At 67.9% G+C, this 24,838-nt stretch carries 18 protein-coding genes; 6 read left to right on the top strand and 12 right to left on the bottom strand.

Annotated elements, in window-relative coordinates; genetic code table 11:
* Positions 1-2: 2 nt before the first annotated feature.
* Positions 3-695, bottom strand: a complete 693-nt coding sequence (locus PSK12I2_RS0109700) for an HAD family phosphatase (protein WP_027598238.1) — start codon at positions 693-695, stop codon at positions 3-5.
* A gap of 409 nt (positions 696-1,104) precedes the next feature.
* Here PSK12I2_RS0109700 and PSK12I2_RS0109705 point away from each other — a divergent pair, with 409 nt between their 5' ends.
* The gene (locus tag PSK12I2_RS0109705) at positions 1,105-1,314 is read left to right on the top strand and encodes a cold-shock protein (RefSeq protein WP_007161279.1); all 210 of its coding nucleotides are present in this window, start codon (positions 1,105-1,107) and stop codon (positions 1,312-1,314) included.
* Between the two features lie 87 nt (positions 1,315-1,401).
* On the opposite strand, the gene mdtD is transcribed toward PSK12I2_RS0109705, so the two are convergent.
* Both mdtD and PSK12I2_RS0109715 read right to left on the bottom strand, forming a co-directional pair.
* On the bottom strand, positions 1,402-2,835 hold the full coding sequence (gene mdtD / locus PSK12I2_RS0109710; protein ID WP_007161278.1) for a multidrug transporter subunit MdtD: 1,434 nt from the start codon (positions 2,833-2,835) through the stop codon (positions 1,402-1,404).
* 71 nt (positions 2,836-2,906) lie between these two features.
* Complete coding sequence (locus tag PSK12I2_RS0109715) at positions 2,907-3,794, bottom strand: acyltransferase (protein ID WP_027598239.1); 888 nt, start codon at positions 3,792-3,794, stop codon at positions 2,907-2,909.
* Positions 3,795-3,900: 106 nt separating this feature from the next.
* Here PSK12I2_RS0109715 and PSK12I2_RS23890 point away from each other — a divergent pair, with 106 nt between their 5' ends.
* Positions 3,901-5,157 carry an HD-GYP domain-containing protein gene (locus PSK12I2_RS23890; RefSeq protein WP_037007636.1) on the top strand — a complete coding sequence of 419 codons (1,257 nt, stop codon included), beginning with the start codon at positions 3,901-3,903 and terminating at the stop codon, positions 5,155-5,157.
* A 7-nt stretch (positions 5,158-5,164) separates the two neighbouring features.
* On the opposite strand, the gene PSK12I2_RS0109725 is transcribed toward PSK12I2_RS23890, so the two are convergent.
* The 4 genes from PSK12I2_RS0109725 to PSK12I2_RS0109740 all read right to left on the bottom strand — a co-directional run bounded on the left by PSK12I2_RS0109725 (position 5,165) and on the right by PSK12I2_RS0109740 (position 9,388).
* Positions 5,165-5,779 (bottom strand): glutathione S-transferase N-terminal domain-containing protein, encoded by a 615-nt coding sequence (locus tag PSK12I2_RS0109725; RefSeq protein ID WP_037007637.1) that lies wholly within the window; start codon positions 5,777-5,779, stop codon positions 5,165-5,167.
* Positions 5,780-5,887: 108 nt separating this feature from the next.
* Positions 5,888-7,264 (bottom strand): HAMP domain-containing sensor histidine kinase, encoded by a 1,377-nt coding sequence (locus tag PSK12I2_RS0109730; RefSeq protein WP_007161274.1) that lies wholly within the window; start codon positions 7,262-7,264, stop codon positions 5,888-5,890.
* Positions 7,261-7,935, bottom strand: a complete 675-nt coding sequence (locus tag PSK12I2_RS0109735) for a response regulator (protein ID WP_027598241.1) — start codon at positions 7,933-7,935, stop codon at positions 7,261-7,263. Before PSK12I2_RS0109735 ends, PSK12I2_RS0109730 begins: the two co-directional genes overlap by 4 nt.
* Positions 7,936-8,059: 124 nt before the next feature.
* Positions 8,060-9,388: a sorbosone dehydrogenase family protein gene (locus PSK12I2_RS0109740; protein ID WP_156930138.1), complete on the bottom strand. Its 1,329-nt coding sequence runs from the start codon at positions 9,386-9,388 to the stop codon at positions 8,060-8,062.
* 441 nt (positions 9,389-9,829) lie between these two features.
* Here PSK12I2_RS0109740 and PSK12I2_RS0109745 point away from each other — a divergent pair, with 441 nt between their 5' ends.
* Together PSK12I2_RS0109745 and gcvH are read left to right on the top strand one after the other, a co-directional pair.
* Entirely contained in the window at positions 9,830-10,873 is a 1,044-nt protein-coding gene (locus PSK12I2_RS0109745; RefSeq protein ID WP_027598243.1) for a glycoside hydrolase family 5 protein, read from the top strand.
* Between the two features lie 77 nt (positions 10,874-10,950).
* Positions 10,951-11,334, top strand: coding sequence for a glycine cleavage system protein GcvH (gene gcvH / locus PSK12I2_RS0109750; RefSeq protein WP_027598244.1), 384 nt, complete (start codon positions 10,951-10,953; stop codon positions 11,332-11,334).
* An 80-nt stretch (positions 11,335-11,414) separates the two neighbouring features.
* Here the strand turns inward: gcvH and PSK12I2_RS0109755 are convergent, their stop codons facing one another.
* The 4 genes from PSK12I2_RS0109755 to PSK12I2_RS0109770 all read right to left on the bottom strand — a co-directional run bounded on the left by PSK12I2_RS0109755 (position 11,415) and on the right by PSK12I2_RS0109770 (position 19,521).
* Positions 11,415-11,729 carry a DUF2388 domain-containing protein gene (locus tag PSK12I2_RS0109755; protein ID WP_007161269.1) on the bottom strand — a complete coding sequence of 105 codons (315 nt, stop codon included), beginning with the start codon at positions 11,727-11,729 and terminating at the stop codon, positions 11,415-11,417.
* An 87-nt stretch (positions 11,730-11,816) separates the two neighbouring features.
* Complete coding sequence (locus PSK12I2_RS0109760) at positions 11,817-16,163, bottom strand: PAS domain S-box protein (RefSeq protein ID WP_027598245.1); 4,347 nt, start codon at positions 16,161-16,163, stop codon at positions 11,817-11,819.
* A gap of 37 nt (positions 16,164-16,200) precedes the next feature.
* On the bottom strand, positions 16,201-17,982 hold the full coding sequence (locus PSK12I2_RS0109765; protein ID WP_027598246.1) for a GspE/PulE family protein: 1,782 nt from the start codon (positions 17,980-17,982) through the stop codon (positions 16,201-16,203).
* A gap of 189 nt (positions 17,983-18,171) precedes the next feature.
* A complete protein-coding gene (locus PSK12I2_RS0109770; RefSeq protein WP_027598247.1) occupies positions 18,172-19,521 on the bottom strand; it encodes an inorganic triphosphatase in 1,350 nt (449 codons plus the stop codon).
* A gap of 170 nt (positions 19,522-19,691) precedes the next feature.
* On the opposite strand from PSK12I2_RS0109770, the gene argE reads away from it, so the two are divergent.
* The gene (gene argE / locus PSK12I2_RS0109775; protein WP_027598248.1) at positions 19,692-20,852 is read left to right on the top strand and encodes an acetylornithine deacetylase; all 1,161 of its coding nucleotides are present in this window, start codon (positions 19,692-19,694) and stop codon (positions 20,850-20,852) included.
* Between the two features lie 163 nt (positions 20,853-21,015).
* Positions 21,016-22,314, top strand: a complete 1,299-nt coding sequence (gene argA, locus PSK12I2_RS0109780; protein ID WP_007161264.1) for an amino-acid N-acetyltransferase — start codon at positions 21,016-21,018, stop codon at positions 22,312-22,314.
* Between the two features lie 864 nt (positions 22,315-23,178).
* Here argA and gshA read toward each other — a convergent pair.
* Positions 23,179-24,756 carry a glutamate--cysteine ligase gene (gene gshA, locus PSK12I2_RS0109785; protein ID WP_027598249.1) on the bottom strand — a complete coding sequence of 526 codons (1,578 nt, stop codon included), beginning with the start codon at positions 24,754-24,756 and terminating at the stop codon, positions 23,179-23,181.
* Between the last annotated feature and the right edge of the window lie 82 nt (positions 24,757-24,838).

Genomic DNA, 24,838 nt, shown 5'->3' on the forward strand with positions numbered 1-24,838 from the left:
TTCTATTGCCCGCCGCTGGCGGCGGCGCGGAGGCGGGCGACGGTCGCGGGGAGTTCGTCCATGTGCGCGATCAGCGCGGTCACGCCCAGCGCGCTCAGGGTCTCGCCATGGCTGGGCGGAATGTGGCTGGCGCCGGTAAAGCCGATGACGCGCATGCCGGCCGCCAGCGCCGCGCGCACGCCGGTGGCGCTGTCCTCGATCACCAGGCAGCGCTCCGGCGCGACGCCCATCGTCCTGGCGGCCAGGAGGTAGACATCGGGTGCCGGCTTGGGCTGGGCCACCATGTCGGCGCTGAAGATATGGCCCGCCACCCGCTCGACCAGATCGGCCCGGCGGACCGAGGATTCGACGCTGTGCCTGAGGCTGTTGGAGGCGACCGCCAGCGGCAGGTCGATGCTCTCCAGAGCACGCTTCACCCCGGGAATGGCTTCCACGCTGGTGGAGATCAGCGTTTCCGCCTGGGTGCGCAGGTCGCTGAACAGCGCGGGCGGCAGGGTGATGCCGAAGCGCTGCTCGACCAGGGCGAAGATGTCCCGGGTGGTCAGGCCAAAGGTCCCGTGCAGCAGGGCTTCGAGTTCGGCGCGTGGTGCATGGGCGGCCAGGCCGTCGAGGACGACGCGTTCGGCGAGGATTTCGCTGTCGACCAGCACACCATCGCAATCGCTGATCAGCAGTTCCACAGGGGTGACGTTCATCGGTATTCCTTGCAGGGGGATTTCATGGTCGGGGCCGCGGGCCCGGGCCATTCGAAACGGCGGGAAAGAAGCGCGGAAGCAGGACTGGCGAGGGTTTGCGCCGCTGTCCGGGTGGTCGAAAACCGGCTCCACAGTACCTTGCATGGCGCGACAAATTACCTCTTGTCAAAAACGATTTCGGTCTCCGGAGGGTAATCGCTTTCCAGAAAAATATGGCGTAGAGTTCGAGAACTGTGTTTGCTTGGGTCGCCGTCGATCGTGACCTGAGGCGGTAGGCTTTCCGTCCACCCCTTGCTGCTCGATTCTTGTTACTCCTTGCAACTCAGTACCGGGTGCCTGGTCTATGCAACGCGCTGCCGCGCCAGCACCTGTCATAACAAACCCGTTATTCCAAGGAGCAACACCCGTCATGTCGAATCGTCAGAACGGCACCGTCAAATGGTTCAACGAAACCAAAGGCTACGGCTTCATTACTCCCGAGAGCGGTCCGGACGTGTTCGTTCACTTCCGCGCAATCGAAGGCAAAGGTTTCAAGACCCTGGCTGAAGGCCAGAAGGTCAGCTTCGAAGTCGTGCAAGGCCAGAAGGGCATGCAGGCAGAGCACGTACAGGTCATCTGACACCTGACGTCGCCCGAAGCTCACGAAAAACCCCGGCCAGGCCGGGGTTTTTCGTTTATGGCGTGTCGAGCGGTGCTATAGCCCGCTTCACTCGACGTTCTGCGCGCTCTTTTCCGGTTCGGCCGCCAGCGGCTTGACCCGGCGCCCGGTCTCCCGCGAGGCCTGCAAGAAGATCGCCGCCGCCAGCATCGAGAGCGCGCCGACGCAGAGAAAGGTCGCGCGAAAGGCGGACAGCACCTCGGTGTCGCCATAGTCGTCCTGGAAACCGCCCAGCAGGGCGGCCGCACAGGCCACGCCAAAGCTCATGGCCAGTTGCATCACCACCGACAGCAGGCTGTTGCCGCTGGCCGCCTGCTGGTCGTGCAGGTCGATGAGGGTAATGGTGTTCATGGCGGTGAACTGCATGGAATTCACCGCGCCGAGGATGCCGAGGTGGATGAGCAGCCAGACGAAGGGCGTCGAGGGACCGATCAGGGCGAGGCTGGCGATCAGGCAACCCAGTAGCAGGGTGTTGCCCACCAGCAGGCGGCGATAGCCGAGGCGCCCGATCAGCGGACCGGCGATGGGCTTGGCCAGCATCGCCGACAGCGCCAGGGGCATCATCAGCAGGCCGGCCTGGGTCGGCGAGTAGCCGAGGCCCACCTGGAACAGCAGCGGGATGAGAAAGGGCAGGGCGCCGCTGCCGAGGCGGGCGAAGAGATTGCCGAAGATGCCCACCGCGAAGCTGCGGATGCGAAACAGCTCGGCGGAGAACAGTGGCTGGTCGTGGTGCAGGGCGCGCAGCCAGTAGGCCACCATGCATGCCATGCCGGCCATCAGCAACAGCACCACCCGCACATGGGGCAGGTGCAATTCGCCGAGGCCTTCCAGGGCGATGCTGATGAGGATCATGGAAGTGCCGAAGAGCAGGAAGCCCAGGCCGTCGAAGCGTTGCGGCAGGGGGCTGCGCAGGTCCGGCAGCAGGCGGCGGGTGGCCAGGCAGCCGAGGATGCCCACTGGCAGGTTGATCAGGAAGATCCAGTGCCAGGACACGGCTTCCACCAACCAGCCACCCAGGGCCGGGCCGGCCAGAGGGCCGATCAGGCCGGGAATGGTGATGAAGCTGAGGATGCGGACCAGCTCGCTGCGCGGATAGACGCGCAGGATCACCAGGCGCCCTACCGGCAGCATCAGCGAACCGCCGAGGCCCTGGATGACCCGGGCGGCGATCAGCAGGTTGAGGCTGGGCGCCAGGGCGCAGAGCAGCGAGCCAAAGGTGAAGAGGGCGATGGCGGTGAAGAAGACGCGGCGACTGCCGAAGCGATCGGAAATCCAGCCCGAGGCGGGAATCAGCAGCGCGACAGTGAGCAGGTAGGCGATCACCACCCCCTGCATGCGCAGCGGATTCTCGCCGAGGTCGGCGGCCATGCGCGGCAGGGCGGTGTTGACGATGGTCGCGTCCAGCGACTGCATGAAGAAGGCCACGGCGATCAGCCAGGGAAGCCAGCGGGCCGTGGTGGTATCCAGGGTCGGGGAGGGCATGGGAGGTCCTTGTCGAGACAGCCGACTACCCGCTCTCTGACTGTCTGGCGGCGGCAGGGTGCCCCGCTCCTTCAGCGCGAGCGGGAATCTAGCAGCGCCTCGATCCGCTGGTCCTTCTCTGCCCAGAGCGTGCTGACCCACTGCTGGAAGCCTGCGCGAAATTCCGCATCTTCGCTGTAGTCACCCGCCCAGCGCGCCGGATCCAGAGGTCGCGCGCGAATATCGATGATAACGCGTTTGACTCGTCCGCAGAGCAGGTCCCAGAAGCCGGGCACGCGACCGTCGGGATAGACCAGGGTGACGTCCAGCAGGGTGTCCAGCTGCTCGCCCATGGCGGCGAGGACGAAGGCCATGCCGCCGGCCTTGGGCTTGAGCAGGTGGCGATAGGGCGACTGCTGCTCCGCATGCTTGGCGGCGGTGAAGCGGGTGCCTTCCAGGTAGTTGACGATGGTCACCGGCTGGCGGCGGAATTTCTCGCAGGCGCGGCGGGTGATGGCCAGGTCCGCGCCCTTGAGTTCCGGGCGGCGGGCCAGCTGGGCGCGGGTGTATCTCTTCATGAAGGGGTAGTCCAGCGCCCACCAGGCGAGCCCCAGGAAGGGTACCCAGATGAGCTCCTTCTTCAGGAAGAACTTGAAATAGGGCACCTTGCCGTTGAAGGTCTCGATGAGCGCGGGGATATCGACCCAGGACTGGTGATTGCAGATGACCAGGTAGGAGCGGTCACGGCTGAGCGCCTCGGTGCCGCGGATGTCCCAGACGGTGGGGGTGAGGCGGGCGAAGATGGCCTTGTTGATCTCGGCCCAGGTCTCGGCGATGGCGGTGACCACCCGGGAGCAGAGGTCGCGCAGCGCGACAAGGGGCAGCAGCTTGATCAGGGCGAATACCAGTAGCGGACCGATCATGACCAGGGTGTTCAACAGGAGCAGCGCAGAGACGGTGATACCGGTCAGGAGGTGCATGGATTCTCTCGTCTAGAACTTGGGGCGATAGTCTTTGGCGTGACATAGCATTTTGCGATCATCCGCCTCTGGATGGCTGCTGCCGATCCGCTGCGAAGTGAACGCCATGCTCAAAAAGGTTACCAGTGCCGAGGTCTGCCTCGGCATGTACATCCACAAATTCGAAGGCAGCTGGATCGACCATCCGTTCTGGAAGGCGCGCTTCCTGCTGCAGGAGCCACGCGACCTGCAGAAGATCCAGGACAGCGCGGTGACCGCGGTGTGGATCGATATCGCCAAGGGCCTGGATTGCCGGTCCCCGAGCGAATGCTCGCCCGCCCTGGAACCGGTGGCGGTCCCTGAGCCCGTTGCCGCGTCGGTCGCTGCCCCCGCGACGCTCCCCGCTGCCGCTCCGACCCCGGAGACGGGCACCGCACCGGTCGCCGCCATCAGTTGTCCGCAGGAAATGGCGCAGGCGTCGGCGGTCAGCGCCCACGCCAAGCAGGAGGTGGCGCGGCTGTTCCAGGACGTGCGCCTGGGCCAGGCCATCGAGCTGAGCGAAGTGGCGACCGTGGTCGAGCAGATCTCGGCGTCGGTGTTGCGGCACCCCACGGCACTGATCAGCCTGACGCGGCTGCGCACGGTCGACGAGTATACCTACATCCATTCGGTGTCGGTCTGCGCCCTGATGACGGCGGTGGCGCGGCAGATGGACCTGCCGGCTGAGCAGGTGCTGCTGGCCGGTCAGGCCGGTCTGCTGCACGACGTGGGCAAGATGCGCACCCCCGTCGAGGTGCTCAACAAGCCGGGCAGGCTGACCGAGGCCGAATTCGCCGTGATGCGGCGGCATCCCGAGGAAGGCGTCGCCCTGCTGCGGCAGTGGGGCGCATCCGCGGAGGTCATCGACGTCTGCCTGCACCATCACGAGAAATTCGATGGCAGCGGCTATCCCCATGGGTTGGCCGGCAACCAGATCAGTCTGCTGTCGCGCATCGCCGCGGTCTGCGACGTCTATGACGCCGTCTCCTCGACCCGGCCCTACAAGACCGCCTGGAGTCCGGCCGAGGCGATCCGGCGCATGGCGGAGTGGAAGGGGCACTTCGATCCCCGGGTGTTCCAGGCCTTCGTCAAGACGCTGGGCATCTATCCGATCGGCTCCCTGGTGCGGCTGAGCAACGAGCAGCTGGCGGTGGTGGTCGAGCAGCACCCGGACAGCCTGCTGACCCCGCGGGTGCGGGTATTCTTTTCCGCGCGTTCGCGCACGCCGCTGCCGCAGCGGTTGCTGGATCTCGCCCGGCCGCCCGCCGACGAACGCATCGTGCGGCGGGAAGATCCGCAGGAGTGGGGCTTTCGCAATCTGGAGCGGCTCTGGCAGCAGGCCTAGCGCCGGCTCAGGGGCGGGNGGCCTGCAGCGAGGGCCGCTCGCCGGTACGGGCGTACCAGGCGGCGATGCGCGGACAGTCGCTGCGCCAGGCCCAGGTGGGGATGCGGAAGTCCAGATAGCCGAGCAGGCAGGCCATGCCCAGGCTGGCCACGTCGAATTCGCCCTCCAGTTCGGCGATGGCCTCGCGCTCGAAGTAGTCCAGCGCCCGGGCGATCTTTTCCTGCTGGTTGTCCAGCCAGAGCTTCCACTGCATGCCCGGTGGGCGCATGAAGCTCTCGTAGCGGATCTGCACCGCGGCTTCCATCATGGCGTCGCACAGCGAGGCCAGGGTCAGGCGCCGCCAGCGCTCCGGGCCCTGGCGCGGGATCAGCGGGGTGCGCGCGTGCAGGGTATCCAGGTAGTCGAGGATGACGCGGCTGTCGTGCAGGCAGGTGCCATCGGCCAGGCGCAGGGCGGGAATCTTGCCGGCGGGGTTGGTATCGAGGACGTCGCGATTGGGGTTGAGCGGCGTCTGCTGGACGATTTCCACCTCCACCTGCTCGATCAGGTCCGTCTCGTGGAGCATCACCACGACTTTGCGACCGAAGGGCGAGGCGGGAGTGTGGTACAGGATCATGGACATGGGCCGGGCTCTCCAGAAGGCAGGACTGCATTCGCTTGTGGCGAATCCCTGCACTGTAAGCCCTAGGCCGTCCCGGGTAAAAGATGGCCTTGGTCGTAGGTGGCCGGATCAGGCCAGGCCGGGTAGCTCGACGTATACCCCCAGCCCGCGTCCTTGCAGGCCTTCGCCCAGGTGCAGGCTGCCGCCATGGATTTCGACGATGCGCTTGACGATGGGCAGCCCCAGGCCGCTGCCGACGTTCTGGCCAGCGCTCTCGCTGCGGTAGAAACGAGTGAAGATCACCGCCCGTTCTTCCGGACTGACCCCGGGGCCGCTGTCGCAGACGTCGATACGTACCTGGCCGGGCACCTCCTCGACGACCCGCACCAGCACCTGGCCGCCGCTGGGGGTATAGCGGATGGCGTTGCCGACCAGGTTGGTGAGCAGCACGCCCAGCCAGGTGGGAATACCCGACAGCTTGACCTCCTGATCCTCCAGCACCAGGTCGATGTTCTTCTCGATGGCCAGGGGCGCGAGTTCCGACAGGGTGTCCGCCGCCAGCCGGCCGAGATGGACGGGGACGAACTGCTCCTGCAGGGCGCCGCTGTCCAGCCGCGCCAGGAGCAGGATCTGCTCCATCAGCTGGCTGATGCGTTCGGCGCTGCGACGCACCTGCACCAGGCCACGGGCATGGGCCTGGGGATCGCTGGACCTCAGGGCGACCTGGGTGTGGGTCAGCAGACTGGCGAGGGGGGTGCGGATCTCGTGGGCGGCGTCGCTGGTCAGCCGGCGCTCCGCCTCCAGGGCCCCGTCCAGGCGTTCCAGCAGAGCGTTGATTTCTTCCACCAGGACCGCGGCTTCCAGCGGCACCCGGCTCAGCGGCAACGGCTCCAGGCGCTGGGCGGAGCGCTGCTTGATCTGCGCGGCCAACTGGCGCAGGGGCTCCAGACCGCGGGTGACGCCGAACCAGATGAGGGCGGCCAGCACCGGCAGGGCCAGGGCCAGGGGAAACAGCGAGCCGAGCAGCAGCAGGTTGGTGGCGCCGCGGCGATCGGCCAGGTTTTCGTAGATCCAGATGCGCCCCTCGCCGCTGCTCAGCCGCAACACGCGCCAGTGCTGCCCCTCGGCCAGCAGGCTGCTGAAGCCGGGCGGCTGGTCGGCCAGGCCGGCCGGCGGCGCCGGGGTGCCGAGGCGCTGGTCGCCGGCCTGCAGCAGATAGCCCAGGGCGTTGCGTCGCTTGAACAGCGGCAGGTCGGCGATGGCCGTGCGGCTGCGCTCCAGGGCCCGGGCCGCGGGCGGCAGGCTGTGGTCACCGCCCTCGCCCAGGGTGGCCAGGTGCAGGGCGGCCGAGCCGAAGTCGAGCATGTCCTCGTCGGCCAGGCGATTCACCTGGCGCAGCACCAGCTGGTAGGTCACCAGGGCGGCGATCAGCCAGCAGGCGAAGATGCCGCACAGCAGCAGCGTCAGCAGCCGCCGGCGCAGCGAGACGGCCGGGCCGTCGGTCATGGAGCCGGCCGCTCGGGCTGGTCGATGCCGTAGCCGATGCCGCGCACGGTGCGGATCAGGCTGGTGCCGAGCTTGCGTCTGAGGTGATGGATATGGACCTCGATGGCGTTGCTCTCGACGTCACCGTCCCAGCCATAGAGCGCCTGCTCCAGGCGATTGCGCGAGAGCACCTTGCCCATGTTTTCCAGCAGCAGGCGCAGCAGGGCGTATTCCCGCGGTGCCAGCTCCACCGGCTGGCCGGCCAGGGTCACCCGGTGGGTGGCCGGATCGACCCGCAGCTCGTTGTGCTCCAGTTGCGGCAGCGCCCGGCCGGCGCTGCGGCGGGTGAGGGCGCGGACCCGGGCGAGCAGTTCGTCCAGGTCGAAGGGTTTGGTCAGGTAGTCGTCGGCGCCGGTGTCCAGGCCGGTGACCCGGTCGGTGACCTTGTCGCGGGCGGTGAGGATCAGTACCGGGGTAGCGTCGCCGCGCTTGCGCAGCGCGGCCAGAACCTCGAGCCCCGAGCGGCGGGGCAGGCCGATGTCGAGCACCACCAGATCGAAGGGATCGGTTTCCAGCGCAGCCTGGGCGGCCTGGCCATCGGTCACCCAGTCGACGGTATCGCCTTCCAGGGCCAGGCCGGCGCGGATGCCGTCGCCCAGCAGCATGTCGTCTTCGGCCAGCAGTATTCTCATCGGATTTTCCCAGGCGGTTGAGCGGTTTTACCGCTCCGGGCCGGCCTCGGCAAGAGCGGTGACCATCTCTAGGATGGTCAGCCTCCAGCCTAGGCCAGGGCGCTTAAGGCCGGATTAACACGGCTCAGGGACGCTGGGCGCTGACCCGCCAGATCGTATTGCCGACATCGTCGGCCACCAGCAGGCCGCCGTGGCCATCGTTGACCACCCCGACCGGACGTCCCTGGGCCTCTTCCTTGCCATTGAGGAAACCGGTCAGCAGGTCGCGCGGCGGGCCGCTGGGCTTGCCGTTCTGGAAGGGCACGAAGACGACCTTGTAGCCGCTCTTGGGATCGCGATTCCAGGAGCCGTGCTGGCCGACGAACATGCCCTGGCGAAACGCCGTCGGCAACCCGCTGTCGGCGCTCGCGAAGGCCAGGCCCAGGGAGGCGGTGTGGGTACCCAGGGCGTAGTCCGGGGTCAGCGCCTTGGCCACCAGATCCGGGCGGGGCGGCTGTACCCGGCTGTCCACGGTCTTGCCCCAGTAGCTGTAGGGCCAGCCATAGAAGCCGCCGTCCTGCACCGAGGTGGCATAGTCCGGCACCAGGTCGCTGCCGATCTCGTCGCGTTCGTTGACCACCGTCCACAGTTTGCCGGTGCTGGGCTCCCAGTCCAGCCCATTGGGGTTGCGCAGACCGGTGGCGAACAGGCGTTTCTGGCCGCTGGCGCGATCCAGCTCCCAGATGGCGGCGCGGCCTTCCTCGATGTCCAGGCCGTTTTCGCCGACGTTGCTGTTGGAGCCCACGGTGAGATAGAGCTTCTTGCCGTCGCGACTGGCGATGACGTTCTTGGTCCAGTGGTGATTGATGCCCGCCGGTAGCTCGGTGACCGTCACCGGCTGGCCTTCCAGGCGAGTCGCACCGGGGCGATAGGAGAAGCGCACCAGGGCATCGGCATTGGCGACATAGAAGTCCTCGCCCACCAGCACCATGCCGAACGGCGAATGCAGCTGTTCGGCGAAGACGGTGCGGGTCTCGGCGACGCCATCGCCGTCGGCATCGCGCAACAGGGTGATGCGGTCGGCGCTGGGCACCCCGGCGCCGGCCTTCTTCATGAACAGACCCGCGATCCAGTTCTTGATCCCGGGAAAGCCCTCGCGCTTGGGCGCATTGCTTTCCGCCACCAGCACATCGCCATTGGGCAGCACATAGAGCCAGCGCGGATGGTCCAGGCCACGGGCGAAGGCCTGGACCTGGGTGCCGGGCGCGGCAGTGGGCTTGCCGCCTTCGGGCCAGCCGACCGCCGGGGCCACGTTGATGGTCGGCAGCAGTGTCTTGTGGGGTTCCGGCAGGGTCGGCGTCGGCCCATAGCCGGCTTCGCGCTGCAGGCGCGCGGTCTCGCCGCAGCCGATCAGGGCCACGGCGGCCAGGGTCAGGGCCAGGGTACGCAAGGGATAGGGCGTGCTCAGGGGCATGGCAGGGCTCTCGCGAGGGGCTCGCAGGATAGAGCCCGGCTGCCGGCGAACGTTCCGGGGCCGGCCCCATGGCCACCCTGGGCATCTGTGCAGCCCGGTTTTGAAAATGACTCTTTTTACCAAGTCGGTCTTTTTGAGTGCTCGGGCGCTGTACTCGTTCTTTCACGGATACGGAAAGTCCTGCCGATTCAAGGTGTTAGCGAGACTGCGCCGAGGTCTGCGGAAAAGCGCCGGCTATCTGACGTAAATCAAAGCGTAACCATCTGTTTTTGAACGAAAAAATTCACTAAAGCTGGCGCAGCTGACGCCGATAGCTGCCCCAACAATGACGACGAAGTCGCACCCAGTGGCGCCGCAAGCGGACGCGGCCGCCTGAACTCGCCTACGCCAGGACCCGCTAGCTTGCGGGGGCGGGGAGTCTTTCTTTTCACAGGTGCAGTCATGCAATCCCTTACCCGGCGCTTGCGCCAGTTTTCCCTGCGGCTGGCCGGTACCCTGGCCCTGAGCAGCGCACTCCTGGGTTCGGCCCAGGCGGTCGACCTGGTCGGTCTCAACTTCTCCGGTGCCGGCTTCGCCAGCCAGGTGCTGCCCGGCCTCAACAACCGCAACTACATCTTTCCCAGCGAACAGCACTTCAAGGACTGGAGCGCCAAGGGCATCAAGCTGGTGCGCTTTCCGATCATCTGGGAGCGCATCCAGCCCAACCTGAATTCGATGCTGGATCCGGACTATGGCGCCCTGGTCACCCAGACGCTGAATTACGCCCAGAAGTATGGCGTCAAGGTGATCCTCGACCTGCACAACTATGCGCGCTATCGCGGCGAGGTGATCGGCGCGGGCAAGGTCACCTACTTCAACTACTGGGACGTGACCTATCGCCTGGCCTTCCGCTTCGGCAAGCACCCGGCGCTCTTCGGTTACGACATCATGAACGAGCCCCACGACGCCGTGGCCTTCTGGCCGACCGCCGCCCAGCACGGCATCAACGGCATCCGTACCGTGGACAGCGTCCACCCCATCATCGTCGAGGGCAACGGCTGGTCCAGCGCCGCGCGCTGGCCGCAGTGGAACGATCCGCTGCTGGCGCTCAAGGACCCGGCCAACAAGCTGATCTTTTCCGCCCACGTCTATTTCGACAATGACGGTGGCGGCCAGTACGCCAGCAAGGACATGAGCGGCTTCGACCCCATGGTCGGGGTGAATCGCGTCAAGCCCTTCGTCGACTGGCTGAAGAAGAACGGCAAGCAGGGCTACATCGGCGAATTCGGCGTGCCGGACGACGATCCGCGCTGGCTGGTGGCCATGGACAACATGCTGGCCTATCTCAAGCAGCACTGCATTCCGGCCAGCTACTGGGCCGCCGGTCCCGGCTGGGGCAACTACAACCTGGCGGTGGAACCCATCAACGGCGTGGATCGACCCCAGTGGGCGACCCTGAAGAAGTACGTCGACAGCAGCAGCTGCGCGAGCATCGGCCCCAAATAAGCCCGGCCAGCGATGGCGGTCCCCGGGGTCGGCAGGCTACCCTTGCCTTTTAACCGTGCCAGCCCCGAGGACCTCTCATGAGCCAGATTCCCGCCGACCTGCGTTATGCCGCCAGCCACGAATGGGCCCGTCTGGAAGCCGACGGTAGCGTGACCGTCGGCATTTCCGACCATGCCCAGGAAGCCCTGGGCGATGTGGTCTTCATCGAACTGCCGGACGTCGGCAAGACCCTCGCCGCCGGTGACCAGGCCGGGGTGGTGGAATCGGTGAAGGCGGCCTCGGACATCTATGCCCCGGTGGGCGGCGAGGTGATCGCCGTCAACGAGGCCCTGGCCGACGCCCCCGAGCAGGTCAATGGCGAGCCCTATGGCGCCTGGTTCTTCAAGCTCAAGCCGCAGGACGCGGCCGAGCTGGACAAGCTGCTCGACGCCGACGGCTATCGCGCCGCCAGCGAGAGCTGAGGCGCCATCCGCCGCCCGGATCCCGGGCAAAAAAGAACCCCGCGCGGCGTGGCCGGCGGGGTTCTTTTTTTGCCTGACCCTTACTGGGTCAGGATACGCATGGCGAGATCGCTGTCGCTGGCCTTGAGGCCCGGCTCGGCGGCGCGCATGTCGCGCAGCGCGGCCTCCAGGTAGGGGCCACGGATCTGGCCGTTGCTGGCCAGGTAGGAGCTGGCGTCGTCCTGGGTGGCGGCGACGATCTTGTGGTCGTCACGGCTGGTGGTATAGAACGAGCCCGAGGTCGCCCCGAGGGTCGCGGCATGCCGCCAGAACCGGGCATCCGCATTGGCGGCGGTGGTCGCGGCCAGCAGCGGCAGGCCGATCAGGGAAACCAGAGCAAGCTTCTTCAGGCGCATGGATGAGATCTCCTTCATGAGGTTTCCTATAGAGAGCTCAGACGTCCTTTGAGTTCCAGCGCCCTGTGCCGGCTTCTTCGCCGGCGCCTAGTGCTGGATCATGCTGTGGATGCGCTCCGCCAGGGCATCGATGTCGAAGGGCTTGATCAGCATGTCCATGTTCTCGCCGAGGAATTCGCCGCGCACCTTGGCGTTCTTGGCATAGCCGGTGATGAACAGCACCTTGAGCTCGGGGCGCCGACCACGGGCGATCTCGGCGAGCTGGCGGCCGTTCATGCCGGGCAGGCCGACGTCGCTGATGAGCAGGTCCAGCCGCTGATCGCTCTCGATGATCGGCAGGGCGCCATCGGCATCGCTCGCCTCCAGAGCGGTGTAGCCCAGCTCCGCGAGCACCTCCAGCACGATCATGCGCACCGCGTATTCGTCCTCCACCACCAGCACGGTCTGGCCGGCTTCGGCGCGGGGCGCGACCTTGAGCGTCGGTTGATCGGTGGCGGCGGCAGCCACCTCCGGATGGCGCGGCAGATAGAGACTGATGGTGGTGCCCTGGCCCTGTTCGGTGTCGATGCGCGCGGTGCCGCCGGACTGCTTGACGAAGCCGTAGATCATCGACAGTCCCAGCCCCGTGCCCTGGCCGGCCGGCTTGGTGGTGAAGAAGGGTTCGAAGGCCTTGGCCTTGACCTCCGGTGGCATGCCGGTGCCGGTGTCGGCCACGCTCAGGCGCACATAGTCGCCCGGAGTCAGGGATTCGCGGGCCGCCGCCTCGGCGTCGAGGCTGAGGTTGGCGGTGGCGATGCACAGCTCGCCGCCCGCGGGCATGGCGTCGCGGCCATTGATGACCAGGTTGAGCAGGGCGTTTTCCAGCTGGTGGGTATCGCTGTGGGCCAGCCAGGCGACCGGCGCCAGATCCAGGCGCAGGGCGACGTTTTCGCCCACGGTGCGCACCAGCAGGTCCTGCAGCGAGGCGACCAGCTGGTGGACGTCCACCGGCTGCGGGTCCAGAGTCTGGCGGCGGGCGAAGGCCAGCAGCCGGTGGGTGAGGGCGGCGGCGCGGTCGGCCGAATTGACCGCCGCGTTGATGTAGCGATCCAGGTCCTGGGTGCGGCCGTTGGCGATGCGCAGACGGATCAGGTCGAGGGCGCCGACGATGCCGGTGAGCATGTTGTTGAAGTCGTGGGCGATGCCGCCGGTGAGCTGGCCGATGGCTTCCATCTTCTGCGACTGGCGCAGGGCTTCCTCGGTGCGCTCGCGCTCGTAGATCTCGGCGATCAGCCGCGCATGGCTGCGCCCCAGTTCCTGGGTACGCTCGGCGATGCGCTGTTCCAGCTGGTCGGTGGTCTGGCGCGCCTCGGTGACGTCCACGCCGCAACCCACCAGGCCATGGAATTCGCCGTCGAGCTCCAGGCGCGGGGTGCCCTCCAGGCGTAGCCAGCGCCATTCGCCCTGGGCATTGCGCACCCGCACCTCGGCACGCAGCGCGCTGTGGGTGGCGACGGCCTGCTTGAAGGCGCCTTCGAAGGCCGGGCATTCGCTGTCCGGCAGCAGGGCGCTCCAGCCCTGGTCGTGCAGATCGGCGTCGTGCAGATCGAATTCGCTGGCGAAGCGCTGGTTGACGAATTGCAGCTGGCCGTCGGCGTCGCAAGCCCAGATCAGCACCGGGGCGCTGTCGGCCATGAGCCGGAAACGGCCCTCGCTCTCGCGCTGGGCGTCCTGGGAGCGCTGCCGGCAGATGGCCGACCAGAGCCGGTCGGTGACGTCGCGCAGAAATTGCACCTCGCCTTCCGTCCACAGTCGGGCGCGCTGGTCATGGGCGACGAACAGTGCGCGCAGGCGACCGTCTTCATAGAGCGGGATGTCCACCAGCGCCGCGATCTCCAGATCGAGCAGGCGCTGCGCATTGGCCTGGGCGCGCGGGTCCTGGCTGACGTCGTCGATCACCAGGGGCGCTTCGCCCTCCTGGCTGCCCAGGCTGTCGGGGGCGAGCAGCGGATAGGCCAGGGCCTGGTCGAAGTGGCCGTTGGGCGTCCACATCTGGTGCGGGACGAAGGTGCCGCGACTCTCGTCCAGACGGGCATAGCCGACCCGGCGCAGGCCCAGTCGGGTACCCACCAGTTCCAGGGCCGCGGCCACCCCGGCGCTTTCCGGGTCGCCTTCGCGCAGGCGGTCGCCCAGTTCGATGAGGGCGTGCTGGCGGGCTTCGGCGGCGCGGCGCTCCTCGATCTGCCGGCGCAGCTGGCGATTGGTCTCGCTGATGCGATCGGCGTCATGGCGTTCGCGGGTGATGTCGCGGGCGATGCCCACCAGCCGCCGCTGACCGCCGGGCTCCAGGCGTTCGCGGCCGCGGATGCTCAGCCACACCGGTTCGCCCTGGCGCGGACTGCGCACGCGAAAGGTCAGCCGCAGGTCATAGGCATTGCCGCCGCCCTGGATGGCCGCGCTGACATAGGCTCGCACCCGGGGCGCATCGGCGGGGTGCAGTGCGCGCAGCAGCGCCGCGCCGCGCAGGGTGCAGCGGCGCTCCGTGGCCCCGACCAGATGGGCGAGGCGCGAATCCCAGCTGATCAGGTCGCGGTCGATGTCATAGTCCCAGACGCCCAAGTCGGCCACATCCATGGCCAGGGCGATGCGCTGCTCGGCCAGACGCAGGGCGTCGGCCGCTGCGGTGCGCTCGATGACGATGCGGATGCGCTCGGCCACCTCGCGTACCAGGGCGACATCGCCGATGGTCCAGTGGCGGGGCGTGTCGGCATAGAGGAACAGCAGACCCACCAGCTGTTCTTCGGCGAGCAGGGGCACCACCAGGCCGGCGCGCACGCCATGCTCCACCAACTGGGTGCGCATCTCGCCCAGGCGACTGTCCTGGGTGCTGTCTTCCACGCTGACGATGATGCCGCGGCGCAGCTCCTCCACCGCCGAGGTGTGCCAGTGCGCCAGGCTGGGCAGGTTGAGGCGGTGGGTTCGGCCCTGTTCGAGCCAGTCGCTGTCGATGGTCAGGCTGCCGTCGCGGCCGACCCGGGCATAGCCGATGCGCTGCACGGCGAGCAGGTGGCCAAGGCTGTCGCCCAGCACCGAGGCGACTTCGCCGGTGTGGGTCACGCCATGCAGCAGGTCGCCCAGTTCGAGCAAAAAGCGCTGGCGGTCATGGCTGCGGATGCGTTCGCTGAGGTCGACGAAGGTGCAGATGGCGCCCTGGACCTTGCCGTCGCGCCAGAGCGGCTGGGCGCGCCATTCCACCGGCAGCAGACTGCCGTCCTCGCGCAGCAGGGCGTCGGCGGACAGGTGCAGGGTGGCGCCTTCGCTGGCGGCGCGCTGCAGGGCCCGGGCGCCATCCTCGCTGCGGGCGGAGCTGAGCCGGGTGTCCAGGCGTTCGCCGAGGATGTCGCGGTCCTCGGGCAGGCCGAGCATCTGCCGGAAGGCGCGGTTGCAGAGGGTGGCACGGCCCTGGCGATCCAGGGCGCAGAAGCCCTCGTGGGTCGATTCGAGCAGCAGGTGGGCGAAGGCCTCGCTCTCCCGCAGCGCCGTTTCCGCCCGCTTGCGGCTGTCGATGTCCTGGGCCACGCCCACCCAATGCTCGATCTCGCCGCTGGCATTGGTGAAGGGCATGGTGCGGGTTTCGAACCAGCGATAGTGACCCTCGGCATCGCGCAGCTGCAATTCCAGGCTGCCGGCGACGCGTTGCTCGCGCACCTCGCGCCAGCGCCGCAACAGCTGCGGACGCTGCTCGGGATGGATGGCGCCGGCCCAGAGATCGGGGTCGGCGACCACGCTGGCCGGACTCAGGCCGCTGTATTCGTACCAGTAGCGATTGGCGTATTCGAAGCTGCCATCGGGCCGCGCGAACCAGATGATCTGCGGATTGACGTCCATCAGCGCGCGGTAGTGGGTTTCGTCGAGGGTGCTGTGCCGCGCCGGCGAGGCCGCCTGCAGCCGCGTCTCGAACAGGCGCAGCACCTGGCGCGCCAGGCGTTCGAGGCCGCTCAGGCGTGCGGCGTTCAGCTCGCGCGGTTGCCAGTCGAGCACGCAGAGGGTGCCGAGAAAGACGCCTTCGGCCGTCCGCAGCGGGGCGCCGGCATAGAATCTCAGTCCGGCCGGATCGGTCACCAGGGGATTGTCGGTAAAGCGCGGATCCTGGCTCAGGTCCTCGATCTGCCGCGCTTCCCGGGCGTCGTGCAGGTGCTGGCAGAAGGACAGCGCCAGGGGAATTTCCGCCACGCCCAGGCCGCGTTCGGCGATGAACAGCTGCTGCTCCTCGCCAAGCAGGTTGACCGCGGCGATGGGCGTCTCGCAGAGGGTGGCCGCCAGTTCCACCAGGTCGTCGAGGGCCGGCTCCGGCTGGCCGTCGAGCAGGCCGCAGGTGGCCAGGAGCGCCTGGCGGCGACGGCGCTGCTCGGCGTCCTCGGCACCCACGGCAGGGTTCACGACGGTTGTCTGCACGGCTGGCTATCCTTGTTCCGCTCGCGGGCTGCTGGACCTAACGTTCGCTCTGGGGCGTGACGCGCAGGACTTCTTCCACGGTGGTGAAGCCGGCGGCGATCTTTTGCGCACCGGACAGCCGCAGGCTGCGCATGCCTTCCTTGAACGCCTGCCGCCGCAGCGCGGTGATGTCGGTATCCGCCGTCACCAGTTCGCGCAGACTATCGGAGAGGGTGAGGATTTCGTATACCCCGGCACGACCGCGATAGCCGGTGTCACGACATTCCGGGCAACCCACCGGCTGCATGGCGCCGGTGGGCAGCGGGGCGTTCCACGGCTTGGTCAGTTCCTGCCAGGCGGCCGGGTCCAGTTCGGTGGGCGTCTTGCAGGCCGGGCAGAGGGTCCGCACCAGCCGCTGGGCCATGACGCCGAGCACCGTGGCGCGGATCAGGTAGTAGGGCACGCCGAGTTCGATCAGGCGACTCACCGAGCTGGGTGCGTCGTTGGTGTGCAGGGTGGAGAGCACCAGGTGACCGGTCAGGGCCGCCTGGATGGCCATCTCGGCGGTTTCCAGGTCGCGGATCTCGCCGATCATGATGATGTCCGGGTCCTGCCGCATCAGCGCCCTGACGCCACTGGCGAAGGTCACCTCGATGTTGGGCTGCACCTGCATCTGGTTGAAGGCGTCCTCCACCATCTCGATGGGATCTTCGATGGTGCAGACGTTGACCTCGGGCGTGGCCAGCTGCTTGAGGGTGGTGTACAGCGTGGTGGTCTTGCCCGAACCGGTGGGGCCGGTGACCAGGATGATGCCGTTGGGTTGCCCGGTCATGCCGGCCCAGCGGCGCAGGTCGTCGGCGGAAAAGCCGAGCTGGTCGAAGCTCTTGAGCAGTACGTCCGGGTCGAAGATCCGCATCACCAGCTTTTCGCCGAAGGCGGTGGGCATGGTCGACAGGCGCAGTTCGACTTCCTTCTCGCCGGCCATGCGCGTCTTGATCCGGCCGTCCTGGGGCTTGCGCTTCTCGGCGACGTTCATGCGCCCGAGGTTCTTGATCCGGCTGACCACCGCCAGGGTGACCTGGGCCGGGAACTGGTAGACGGTGTGCAGCACCCCGTCGATGCGAAAGCGCACCGCGCCCTGCTCGCGACGCGGCTCGACGTGGATATCGCTGGCGCGCTGCTGGAAGGCGTACTGGAACAGCCAGTCGACGATGTTGACGATGTGGGCGTCGTTGGCATCCGGCTCGCCATCGGCGGCGCCGAGATTGACTAGCTGCTCGAAGTTGCCGACGCCGCTGGTCTTCTGCTCCACCGCCGAGGCGCCGGTGACCGAGCGCGCCAGGCGAAAGAATTCCTGGGTGTAGCGGGTGATGTCCGCCGGGCTGGCCACCACGCGCTTGATCGGCCGCTGCAGCACATGGGTGAGGTTGCTTTCCCAGCTGTGCACGAAGGGCTGGGCGCTGGCCACCGTCACCTCGTCCGGGCTCACCGCCACGGCGAGGATCTTGTTGCGCTGGGCGAAGGCGTACGACATCAGCGGGGTGACCGAGGCCACGTCCACCTTGAGCGGATCGATGCGGTAGAAGGGCTGGCCGGAATACTCGGCGAGCCAGCGGGTGAGGCTGTCCAGATCCAGCTTGCGCCCCGGGCGACTGAGGTCGTCCACGCTCTGCGCCGCCAGGAACTCCAGCGGATGCTGCTGCGGATTGGCCGAACCGCGGCGCAGGAGCAGGCACTGTTCGGCGGTCTGCTGGTCGATCCGCTGCTGGCTGACCAGCTCGCGCAGGATGTCGCCCAGGTCGAGCCAACGATCAGCGGAAGGGGAAGCTATGGCGGACATCTGGACTCCTTGAAAAGGTGGTCGCACTCGGGGTGGCGCCCGGTGCCTGACCGGGGACGACCCGCCTGCGCTACCCGCCAGGTTGGTCGCCTCCTCCAGCATAGCGATTTTGTATTAAGGAATCGCTCGCGGCCTTGTGCCATCAGGATGGACGGCCGGATGCGCCAGCCGTTCCCGCCATTCGGCGGCTCAGGCCAGGGCTTTCCAGGGCGCCAGGCCATGGACCAGGCGCGCCTGCTCGGCTACCCCGGCGAGATCGCCATGGGCGCTCAGCGGCGCCAGCTTGCCCAGTTCGCCATACAGCCGATCGGCTTCGGGCAGGTCCAGGGCGCCCCGCGCCAGGTGCAGCCAGACCTGCATGCGCTCCAGGCGCGGCAGCTGCTGCTCGATCAACTCGGGTTCGGTGATGGCGCGTAGCAGCGGCAACTCGGCCGCTTCCAGGGCCAGGAAGCGCGGCAGCCACTGGCCCAGGGGCGTCGCGCCCTGGCGTTCGCCACGGCCGGTGCGGCCCTGGGTCCAGGCGCGCTCGTGCAGCCAGCGCGCGGCGCGCAGGGAGAACAGGCCCCAGCGCGGCTGCTCCAGTTCGGCGGCGAAGCGCTGCGGTGCCTGGCGGCGGGCTTCCTCGTCGTCCTGGCCGATGGCGGCAAGCGGGCGCCAGTCGGCGAGCAGCTCGTCGAGGGTCTGGCGCAGGTCGCGGCTGGTGGCCCGCGGAGCGGCCTGGCCAAGGCTGCCGAGCAGGGCGCGCAGGTCGATCAGCTGGTGCACCCAGTCCACCAGCAGGCGCCAGTGGCCATTCCAGCGATACTGTTCGGCCAGGCGCTGGCTGCCGGCCAGCAGGTGTCCGCCGAGGCGGGCGACGGCCTCGTCCAGCGGCGTCTCGGCGTCGAGTTCCGGCGCAGAGAGGTAGAGGGTGTAGCTCGCCGCATCGTGCAGGCGATAACCGCGCTCGGCCTTGCTGATGTCGCAGGGCATCAGCGGGAATTCGGCGGCCAGTTGTTCGGCCAGTTCCAGCAGCGCGGCCGGTTCGCCCTGGCGCAATTCCAGCTCGACCTCGGCGATGGCCTCGCGCTGGTCGCCGGCACGCACCTCGCCCTGGTCGAGGGCGACTTCGATGATGGTTCGGGCCTTGCCCCGGCCCCAGGCGATCTCCGCGGCGTCGCGGACGAAATCGGTGTCGAACACCGGCTGCAGGCGGCGCAGGTCCAGGTCGGCCAGTTCCGCCGGCCAGCAGCTGTCGTCGAACAGCGCGGTGTCCAGGGTGGCATCGGCCAGCGGCCATTCCCACTCGTTGCGCTCGGACAGCCCGGCCAGGCTCTGGCCGCGACTCTTGAGCGTCTGGATGAAGCGCTCGCCATCACGCCGCACACGCAGGGCGACCTTGGCGTGGGCCAGGTCGCGGGTGTCGGTGTCGTAATAGCAGTTGGACAGCTCGTGGCGCTGCCAGCCGTCCTTGCAACGCTTCTTCAGCAGCGGATGAGCGCGCAGGGCGTCGAGGGTGGCCGCACTGGCGCGCAGCTTGATTTCGGTTTCTTTGGCCATTGGAGGATCCTGGCGCCGGAAGAGAACGGTCCGGCTCCGTGCCGAGCGCGTCATGACGACGGACGGCGAGAACGTGGGCGCTAGTTTAGCCCGTCCCGCCCCCCTGGCGCATGAAGGTTTCATCGCGCGGCGGATGGCGCCATGATGGAGGCGTGACCAGGAGACCCCGCATGACCCTGCCCGCGCTGAAAGCTCTGTTCTCAACCCTGATCGCCGAAAGCTCGGTGAGCTGCACCCAGCCGTCCCTGGACCAGTCCAACGCCGGCGTCATCGCCCGCCTGAGCGACTGGTTCGGCGCCCTGGGCTTCGCCTGCGAGACCCAGGAGGTAGCGCCGGGCAAATTCAACCTGATCGCCACCCTGGGCAGCGGGCCGGGCGGTCTGGTGCTGGCCGGCCATACCGATACCGTACCCTATGACGCCGCCCTCTGGCAGGCCGATCCCCTGCGTCTGCGCGACGCCGATGATCGCTGGTACGGCCTGGGCAGTTGCGACATGAAGGGCTTTTTCGCGTTGATCCTCGAGGCGGTGCGCGACCTGGATCCGCGGCAGTTGCGCCAGCCGCTGATCGTGCTGGCTACCTGCGACGAGGAATCCTCCATGGATGGCGCCCGGGTGCTGGCCGAAGCCGGCCGCCCCCTGGGCCGCGCCGCGGTGATCGGCGAGCCGACCGGATTGCGGCCGATCCGCCTGCACAAGGGCATCCTCATGGAGCGCATTGACATCCTCGGCCAGAGCGGCCACTCCTCCGATCCGAGCCTGGGCCACAGTGCCCTGGACGCCATGCAGGCGGTGATGGGCGAGCTGCTCGACCTGCGCGCCCAGTGGCAGCGCGAATACCGCAATCCGCTGTTCCTGGTGCCCCAGCCGACGCTGAATCTGGGCTGCATCCATGGCGGCGACAATCCCAACCGCATCTGCGGCCAGTGCGCCCTGGAATTCGACCTGCGCCCCCTGCCGGGCATGCAGCCCGAGGCCCTGCGCCAGGCCATCCGCGGGCGGCTGCTGCCGGTCGCCGAACGCTTCGGGGTGCGGATCGACTACCAGCCGCTGTTTCCCGCCGTGCCGCCCTTCGAGCAGCCCGCCGAGGCCGAACTGGTGCGCCTGGCCGAGCGGCTCACCGGCCACCGCGCCGAGGCCGTGGCCTTCGCCACCGAGGCGCCCTATCTGCAGGCGATCACCCAGGAGGTGCTGGTGCTCGGCCCCGGCGACATCAGCTGCGCGCACCAGCCCGAGGAGCACCTGGCGCTGGCGCGGATCGCGCCTACCGTCGAGCTGCTGCAGCAGCTGATCGGCCACTACTGCCTGGGCGCGGCCGCCGCGGTCCGATGAACAGACCCGCGCGTCCGGCGTGACTTTTTGTAAACTCCAGACGGTCTACTGAGGCTGTCTGCCCATCCGCTCCCTGTCGAGGAACCCCCGTGCTGCGACGACGCTGAACGCCCTGCCTGCCCTCGTTCACCCTCCCGCCTATCCTCCAAGGGTCTTCGTCTCGATGCACGAATACGTCAACTGGCTTCGCCACGCCTCGCCCTATATCAACGCCCACCGCGACGCCACCTTCGTCGTCATGCTGCCCGGTGACGGCGTCGCCCATCCCAACTTCGGCAACATCGTCCACGACCTGGTGCTGCTGCACAGCCTGGGCGTGCGCCTGGTGCTGGTGCACGGCTCCCGTCCGCAGATCGAATCGCGCCTGGCCGCGCGTGGCATCGAGCCGCGCTTCTACAACGACCTGCGCATCACCGACGGCCCGACCCTGGAAGCGGTGATCGACGCCGTCGGCAGCCTGCGCAGCGCCATCGAGGCGCGCCTGTCCATGGACATGGCCGCCTCGCCCATGCAGGGCTCGCGGCTGCGCGTCGCCAGCGGCAATCTGGTCACCGCACGCCCGGTCGGGGTGCAGGATGGCGTCGACTTCCACCACACCGGCGAAGTCCGCCGCATCGACCGCCGCGGCATCGGCCGCCTGCTCGACGAGCGCACCATCGTGCTGCTCTCGCCGCTGGGCTACTCGCCCACCGGCGAGACCTTCAACCTGGCCTGCGAAGACGTCGCCATGCGCGCCGCCATCGACCTGGGCGCCGACAAGCTGGTGCTCTACGGCGCCGAGCCGGGCCTGCTGGACGAACACGGCGCCCTGATCCGCGAGATCGGCCCGCAACAGATCCCCACCCATCTGGCGCGCCTGGGCAGCTCCTACCAGGCCGAACTGCTCGACGCCGCCGCCCAGGCCACCCGCGGCGGCGTACGTCGCTGCCACATCGTCGGCTACGCCGAGGACGGCGCCCTGCTCACCGAACTCTTCACCCGCGCCGGCAGCGGCACCCTGGTGGCCCAGGAACCCTTCGAGACCCTGCGCGAGGCGACCATCGCCGACGTCGGCGGCCTGATGGAGCTGATCCGCCCGCTGGAAGAACAGGGCATCCTGGTGCGCCGTTCCCGCGAGGTGCTGGAGCGCGAGATCGAGCAATTCAGCATCGTCGAACGCGAAGGCCTGATCATCGCCTGCGCGGCGCTCTATCCCATCGCCGACTCGGCGGCGGGCGAGCTGGCGTGCCTCGCGGTCAATCCCGACTACCGCCACGGCGGTCGCGGCGACGCCCTGCTGGCCCGCATCGAACAACGCGCCCGCGAGCGCGGCCTGAGCACCCTGTTCGTGCTCACCACCAAGACCGCCCACTGGTTCCGCGAACGCGGCTTCGAACCCAGCAGCGTGGAGCGCCTCCCTGCGGCGCGGGCATCGCTGTACAACTTCCAGCGCAATTCGAAGATCTTCGAGAAAGGCTTGTAAGGGCGCGCTCGTAGGTTGGGCTGAGACGGCTGCATCGTCGAAGCCAATACCGCCAGCCCCACCGTCATCGCGGCCATGGGCCGCTCCTACAGATTCAAGGCACGCCTGTAGGAGCGGCCCATGGCCGCGATAGCGCCAGTCCCAACGGAAACCGCTGCAAGGCGGAGCTGGCCCTTCCTGCATCGATACCGGAAGGCGCACTCGTCAACCATCGAGTCGCCCGCTGGCGTCTGGAGACGTAGCGTGGAAAACCGCGCAGCGTTTTCCACTAATGGGCACCGCCGCTCTCAGTGGACAAGGCTGCGCCGTTGTCCACGCTACGGGCTACGGGCTACGGGCTACGGGCTACGGGCTACGGGCTACGGGCTACGGGCTACGGGCTACGGGCTACGGGCTACGGGCTACGGGCTACGGGCTGCGGGCTGCGGGCTGCGGGCTGTTCAGGGTTCTTCATCCAGAACCTCCAGGCTGGCGAATCGCCCCGTTCAGCAGGGCGAGCGCCAGTGTCGTGGAGTGGGTCGAGCCGCATGGATGCGGCGAGAGGTCCAGTGGGCCATGGACGGCCCATCTGGACCGACCCCGGAACGGCGCTGGCGTGAGCGTAGCGTAGCGAAGTAACAGCCGTAGGCTGGCCCGAAGGGCGAGCAACGCGAGTCACCCGGAGCGCAGCGCAGGGCCGGATGTCCGGGGCAAGCGCTTTTGGTTACTTTTGTCCGGGGCGCGCAGCCGCGACTGACAAAAGTGACTCGCTCGGGAGAGCGAAACAAGAAGTGCCAGCAAAATTCGATAATCAGCTGGGATATCAAGATGATGGTTGGCCCTAGCACCGTTGGGCTTCGCTCTCGCTCAACCCAACCTACGTATCTACACCCCGATCGTCGCCAGAATGCTCGCCTGATACGCCGCCACGAAGGTATCGAAATCCCCCTGGGGCGCCGCCTCGATCTCCGCCTGCTCTTCCAGCGACTGGCGTGCCATCTGGGCATAGCAGGCCTGCTCGCCGGCGCTCAGCGGGTGGCTGGCGAAATAGGCCGCATGGGCCTCGCTCTGGCGCAGGCCGAAGTCGGCGAAGCTCTCGCCTCTTTCGCGCAGCTCCTGCAGCACCCGCGCCGAGGGGGTGAGGCGGACATCGGCGACCTTCTGCCGCTGCACCGCCACCGCCCGGCGATGGGCGTCCCCGCCCAGGCTCGCGTCCAGGGTCTCGGCGCAGCGCTCGATCTGGTCGAGCATCTCCGCCGCCCAGTCGATCATGGTCACCGAGGCGCCATGACGCTGCAGGCGCAGGCCCGGCTTGCGGCCTTCGCGCACCACGCTGGCGAAGTTGTCGGTGCATTCGCTGCACTCGCCGTTGAGCGGCGGGCTGCCTTCCAGGGCGCAATAGAGCAGGAAGGCGTCGAGGAACAGCGCGGCGGTGGTATCGATGCCCAGCGGCAGGAAGGGATCGATGTCCAGGCAGCGCACCTCGATGTACTGCACGCCGCGCGCCATCAGCGCCTGCACCGGCCGCTCGCCGCTGCGGGTGACGCGCTTCGGGCGGATGGTGGCGTAGTACTCGTTCTCGATCTGCAGGATGTTGGTGTTGAGCTGCACCCACTCGCCGTTCTGGTGCGTGCCGATCTCCGCATAGGGCGGGTAGGGCGTACCCACCGCGCGTCTCAGGCTCTCGGTATAGGTGGTCAGATCGTTGTAGTCCGGCGTCAGGCTGGCCTGGGCGTTGCTCTGATAGCCCAGGTCGCTCATGCGCAGGCTGGTGGCATGGGGCAGGTACAGGGTCCGCTCGTCGAGGGTCTGCAACCGATGTGGCCGGCCCCGCAGGAAGCCTAGGTCCAGCGCCGGCGAGGCGCCGAACAGGTACATCAGCAGCCAGCTATAACGGCGGAAGTTGCGGATCAGGGCGATATAGCGCGCCGACTGATAGTCGCGGGCATCGCGGGCGTCACCTTCCTGCTGGCGCAGAAGTTCCCAGGCCGCTTCCGGCAGCGAGAAGTTGTAGTGGATGCCGGCGATGCACTGCATGGTGCGGCTGTAGCGCAGAGCCAGGCCGCGGCGATAGACGTGCTTGAGCCGGCCGATGTTGGAGCTGCCGTAGTCGGCGATGGGGATCTCGTCCTCCGCCGGCAGCGCACAGGGCATGGAGCCGCTCCAGAGGCGCTCGCCGTCGAGTTTGGCGACCGCGGCGCGATGCACCCGATCCAGCGCGTCCAGCACCTCGGGCGTGCGGGTACCGGTGGGGGTGATGAATTCGAGCAGGGCCTCGGAGTAGTCCGTGGTGATCTGCGGATGGGTCAGGGCCGAGCCCAGCGCCCGGGGATGGGGGCGGCGGGACAGCTGGCCACGGGCGTCCACCCGCAGGGTCTCGCGCTCGATGCCGTGCAGGCATTCGGCCAGAAGGGTGGGATCAGCGCCGAGCAGGGCCAGGCGGCGGGACAGGATATCGCTCAAGTTGACTTCCTATGGCGGTACTCGCCCCGGGCAGGGTAGAAGAAACCGACTGAAATGAGGGTTGCCGGCCAGGGCCGACGCG

Origin of the sequence: Pseudomonas sp. MOIL14HWK12:I2, from assembly GCF_000510745.1 — a bacterium.
Taxonomy (GTDB): Bacteria; Pseudomonadota; Gammaproteobacteria; order Pseudomonadales; family Pseudomonadaceae; genus Chryseomonas; species Chryseomonas oryzihabitans.

What these genes read in the sequence shown, in the direction of transcription:
- PSK12I2_RS0109700 (WP_027598238.1), bottom strand. Translation starts at nt 695, where the DNA reads ATGAACGTCACCCCTGTGGAACTGCTGATCAGCGATTGCGATGGTGTG.
- PSK12I2_RS0109705 (WP_007161279.1), top strand. Translation starts at nt 1,105, where the DNA reads ATGTCGAATCGTCAGAACGGCACCGTCAAATGGTTCAACGAAACCAAA.
- mdtD (WP_007161278.1), bottom strand. Translation starts at nt 2,835, where the DNA reads ATGCCCTCCCCGACCCTGGATACCACCACGGCCCGCTGGCTTCCCTGG.
- PSK12I2_RS0109715 (WP_027598239.1), bottom strand. Translation starts at nt 3,794, where the DNA reads ATGCACCTCCTGACCGGTATCACCGTCTCTGCGCTGCTCCTGTTGAAC.
- PSK12I2_RS23890 (WP_037007636.1), top strand. Translation starts at nt 3,901, where the DNA reads ATGCTCAAAAAGGTTACCAGTGCCGAGGTCTGCCTCGGCATGTACATC.
- PSK12I2_RS0109730 (WP_007161274.1), bottom strand. Translation starts at nt 7,264, where the DNA reads ATGACCGACGGCCCGGCCGTCTCGCTGCGCCGGCGGCTGCTGACGCTG.
- PSK12I2_RS0109735 (WP_027598241.1), bottom strand. Translation starts at nt 7,935, where the DNA reads ATGAGAATACTGCTGGCCGAAGACGACATGCTGCTGGGCGACGGCATC.
- PSK12I2_RS0109740 (WP_156930138.1), bottom strand. Translation starts at nt 9,388, where the DNA reads ATGCCCCTGAGCACGCCCTATCCCTTGCGTACCCTGGCCCTGACCCTG.
- PSK12I2_RS0109745 (WP_027598243.1), top strand. Translation starts at nt 9,830, where the DNA reads ATGCAATCCCTTACCCGGCGCTTGCGCCAGTTTTCCCTGCGGCTGGCC.
- gcvH (WP_027598244.1), top strand. Translation starts at nt 10,951, where the DNA reads ATGAGCCAGATTCCCGCCGACCTGCGTTATGCCGCCAGCCACGAATGG.
- PSK12I2_RS0109755 (WP_007161269.1), bottom strand. Translation starts at nt 11,729, where the DNA reads ATGCGCCTGAAGAAGCTTGCTCTGGTTTCCCTGATCGGCCTGCCGCTG.
- PSK12I2_RS0109765 (WP_027598246.1), bottom strand. Translation starts at nt 17,982, where the DNA reads ATGTCCGCCATAGCTTCCCCTTCCGCTGATCGTTGGCTCGACCTGGGC.
- PSK12I2_RS0109770 (WP_027598247.1), bottom strand. Translation starts at nt 19,521, where the DNA reads ATGGCCAAAGAAACCGAAATCAAGCTGCGCGCCAGTGCGGCCACCCTC.
- argE (WP_027598248.1), top strand. Translation starts at nt 19,692, where the DNA reads ATGACCCTGCCCGCGCTGAAAGCTCTGTTCTCAACCCTGATCGCCGAA.
- argA (WP_007161264.1), top strand. Translation starts at nt 21,016, where the DNA reads ATGCACGAATACGTCAACTGGCTTCGCCACGCCTCGCCCTATATCAAC.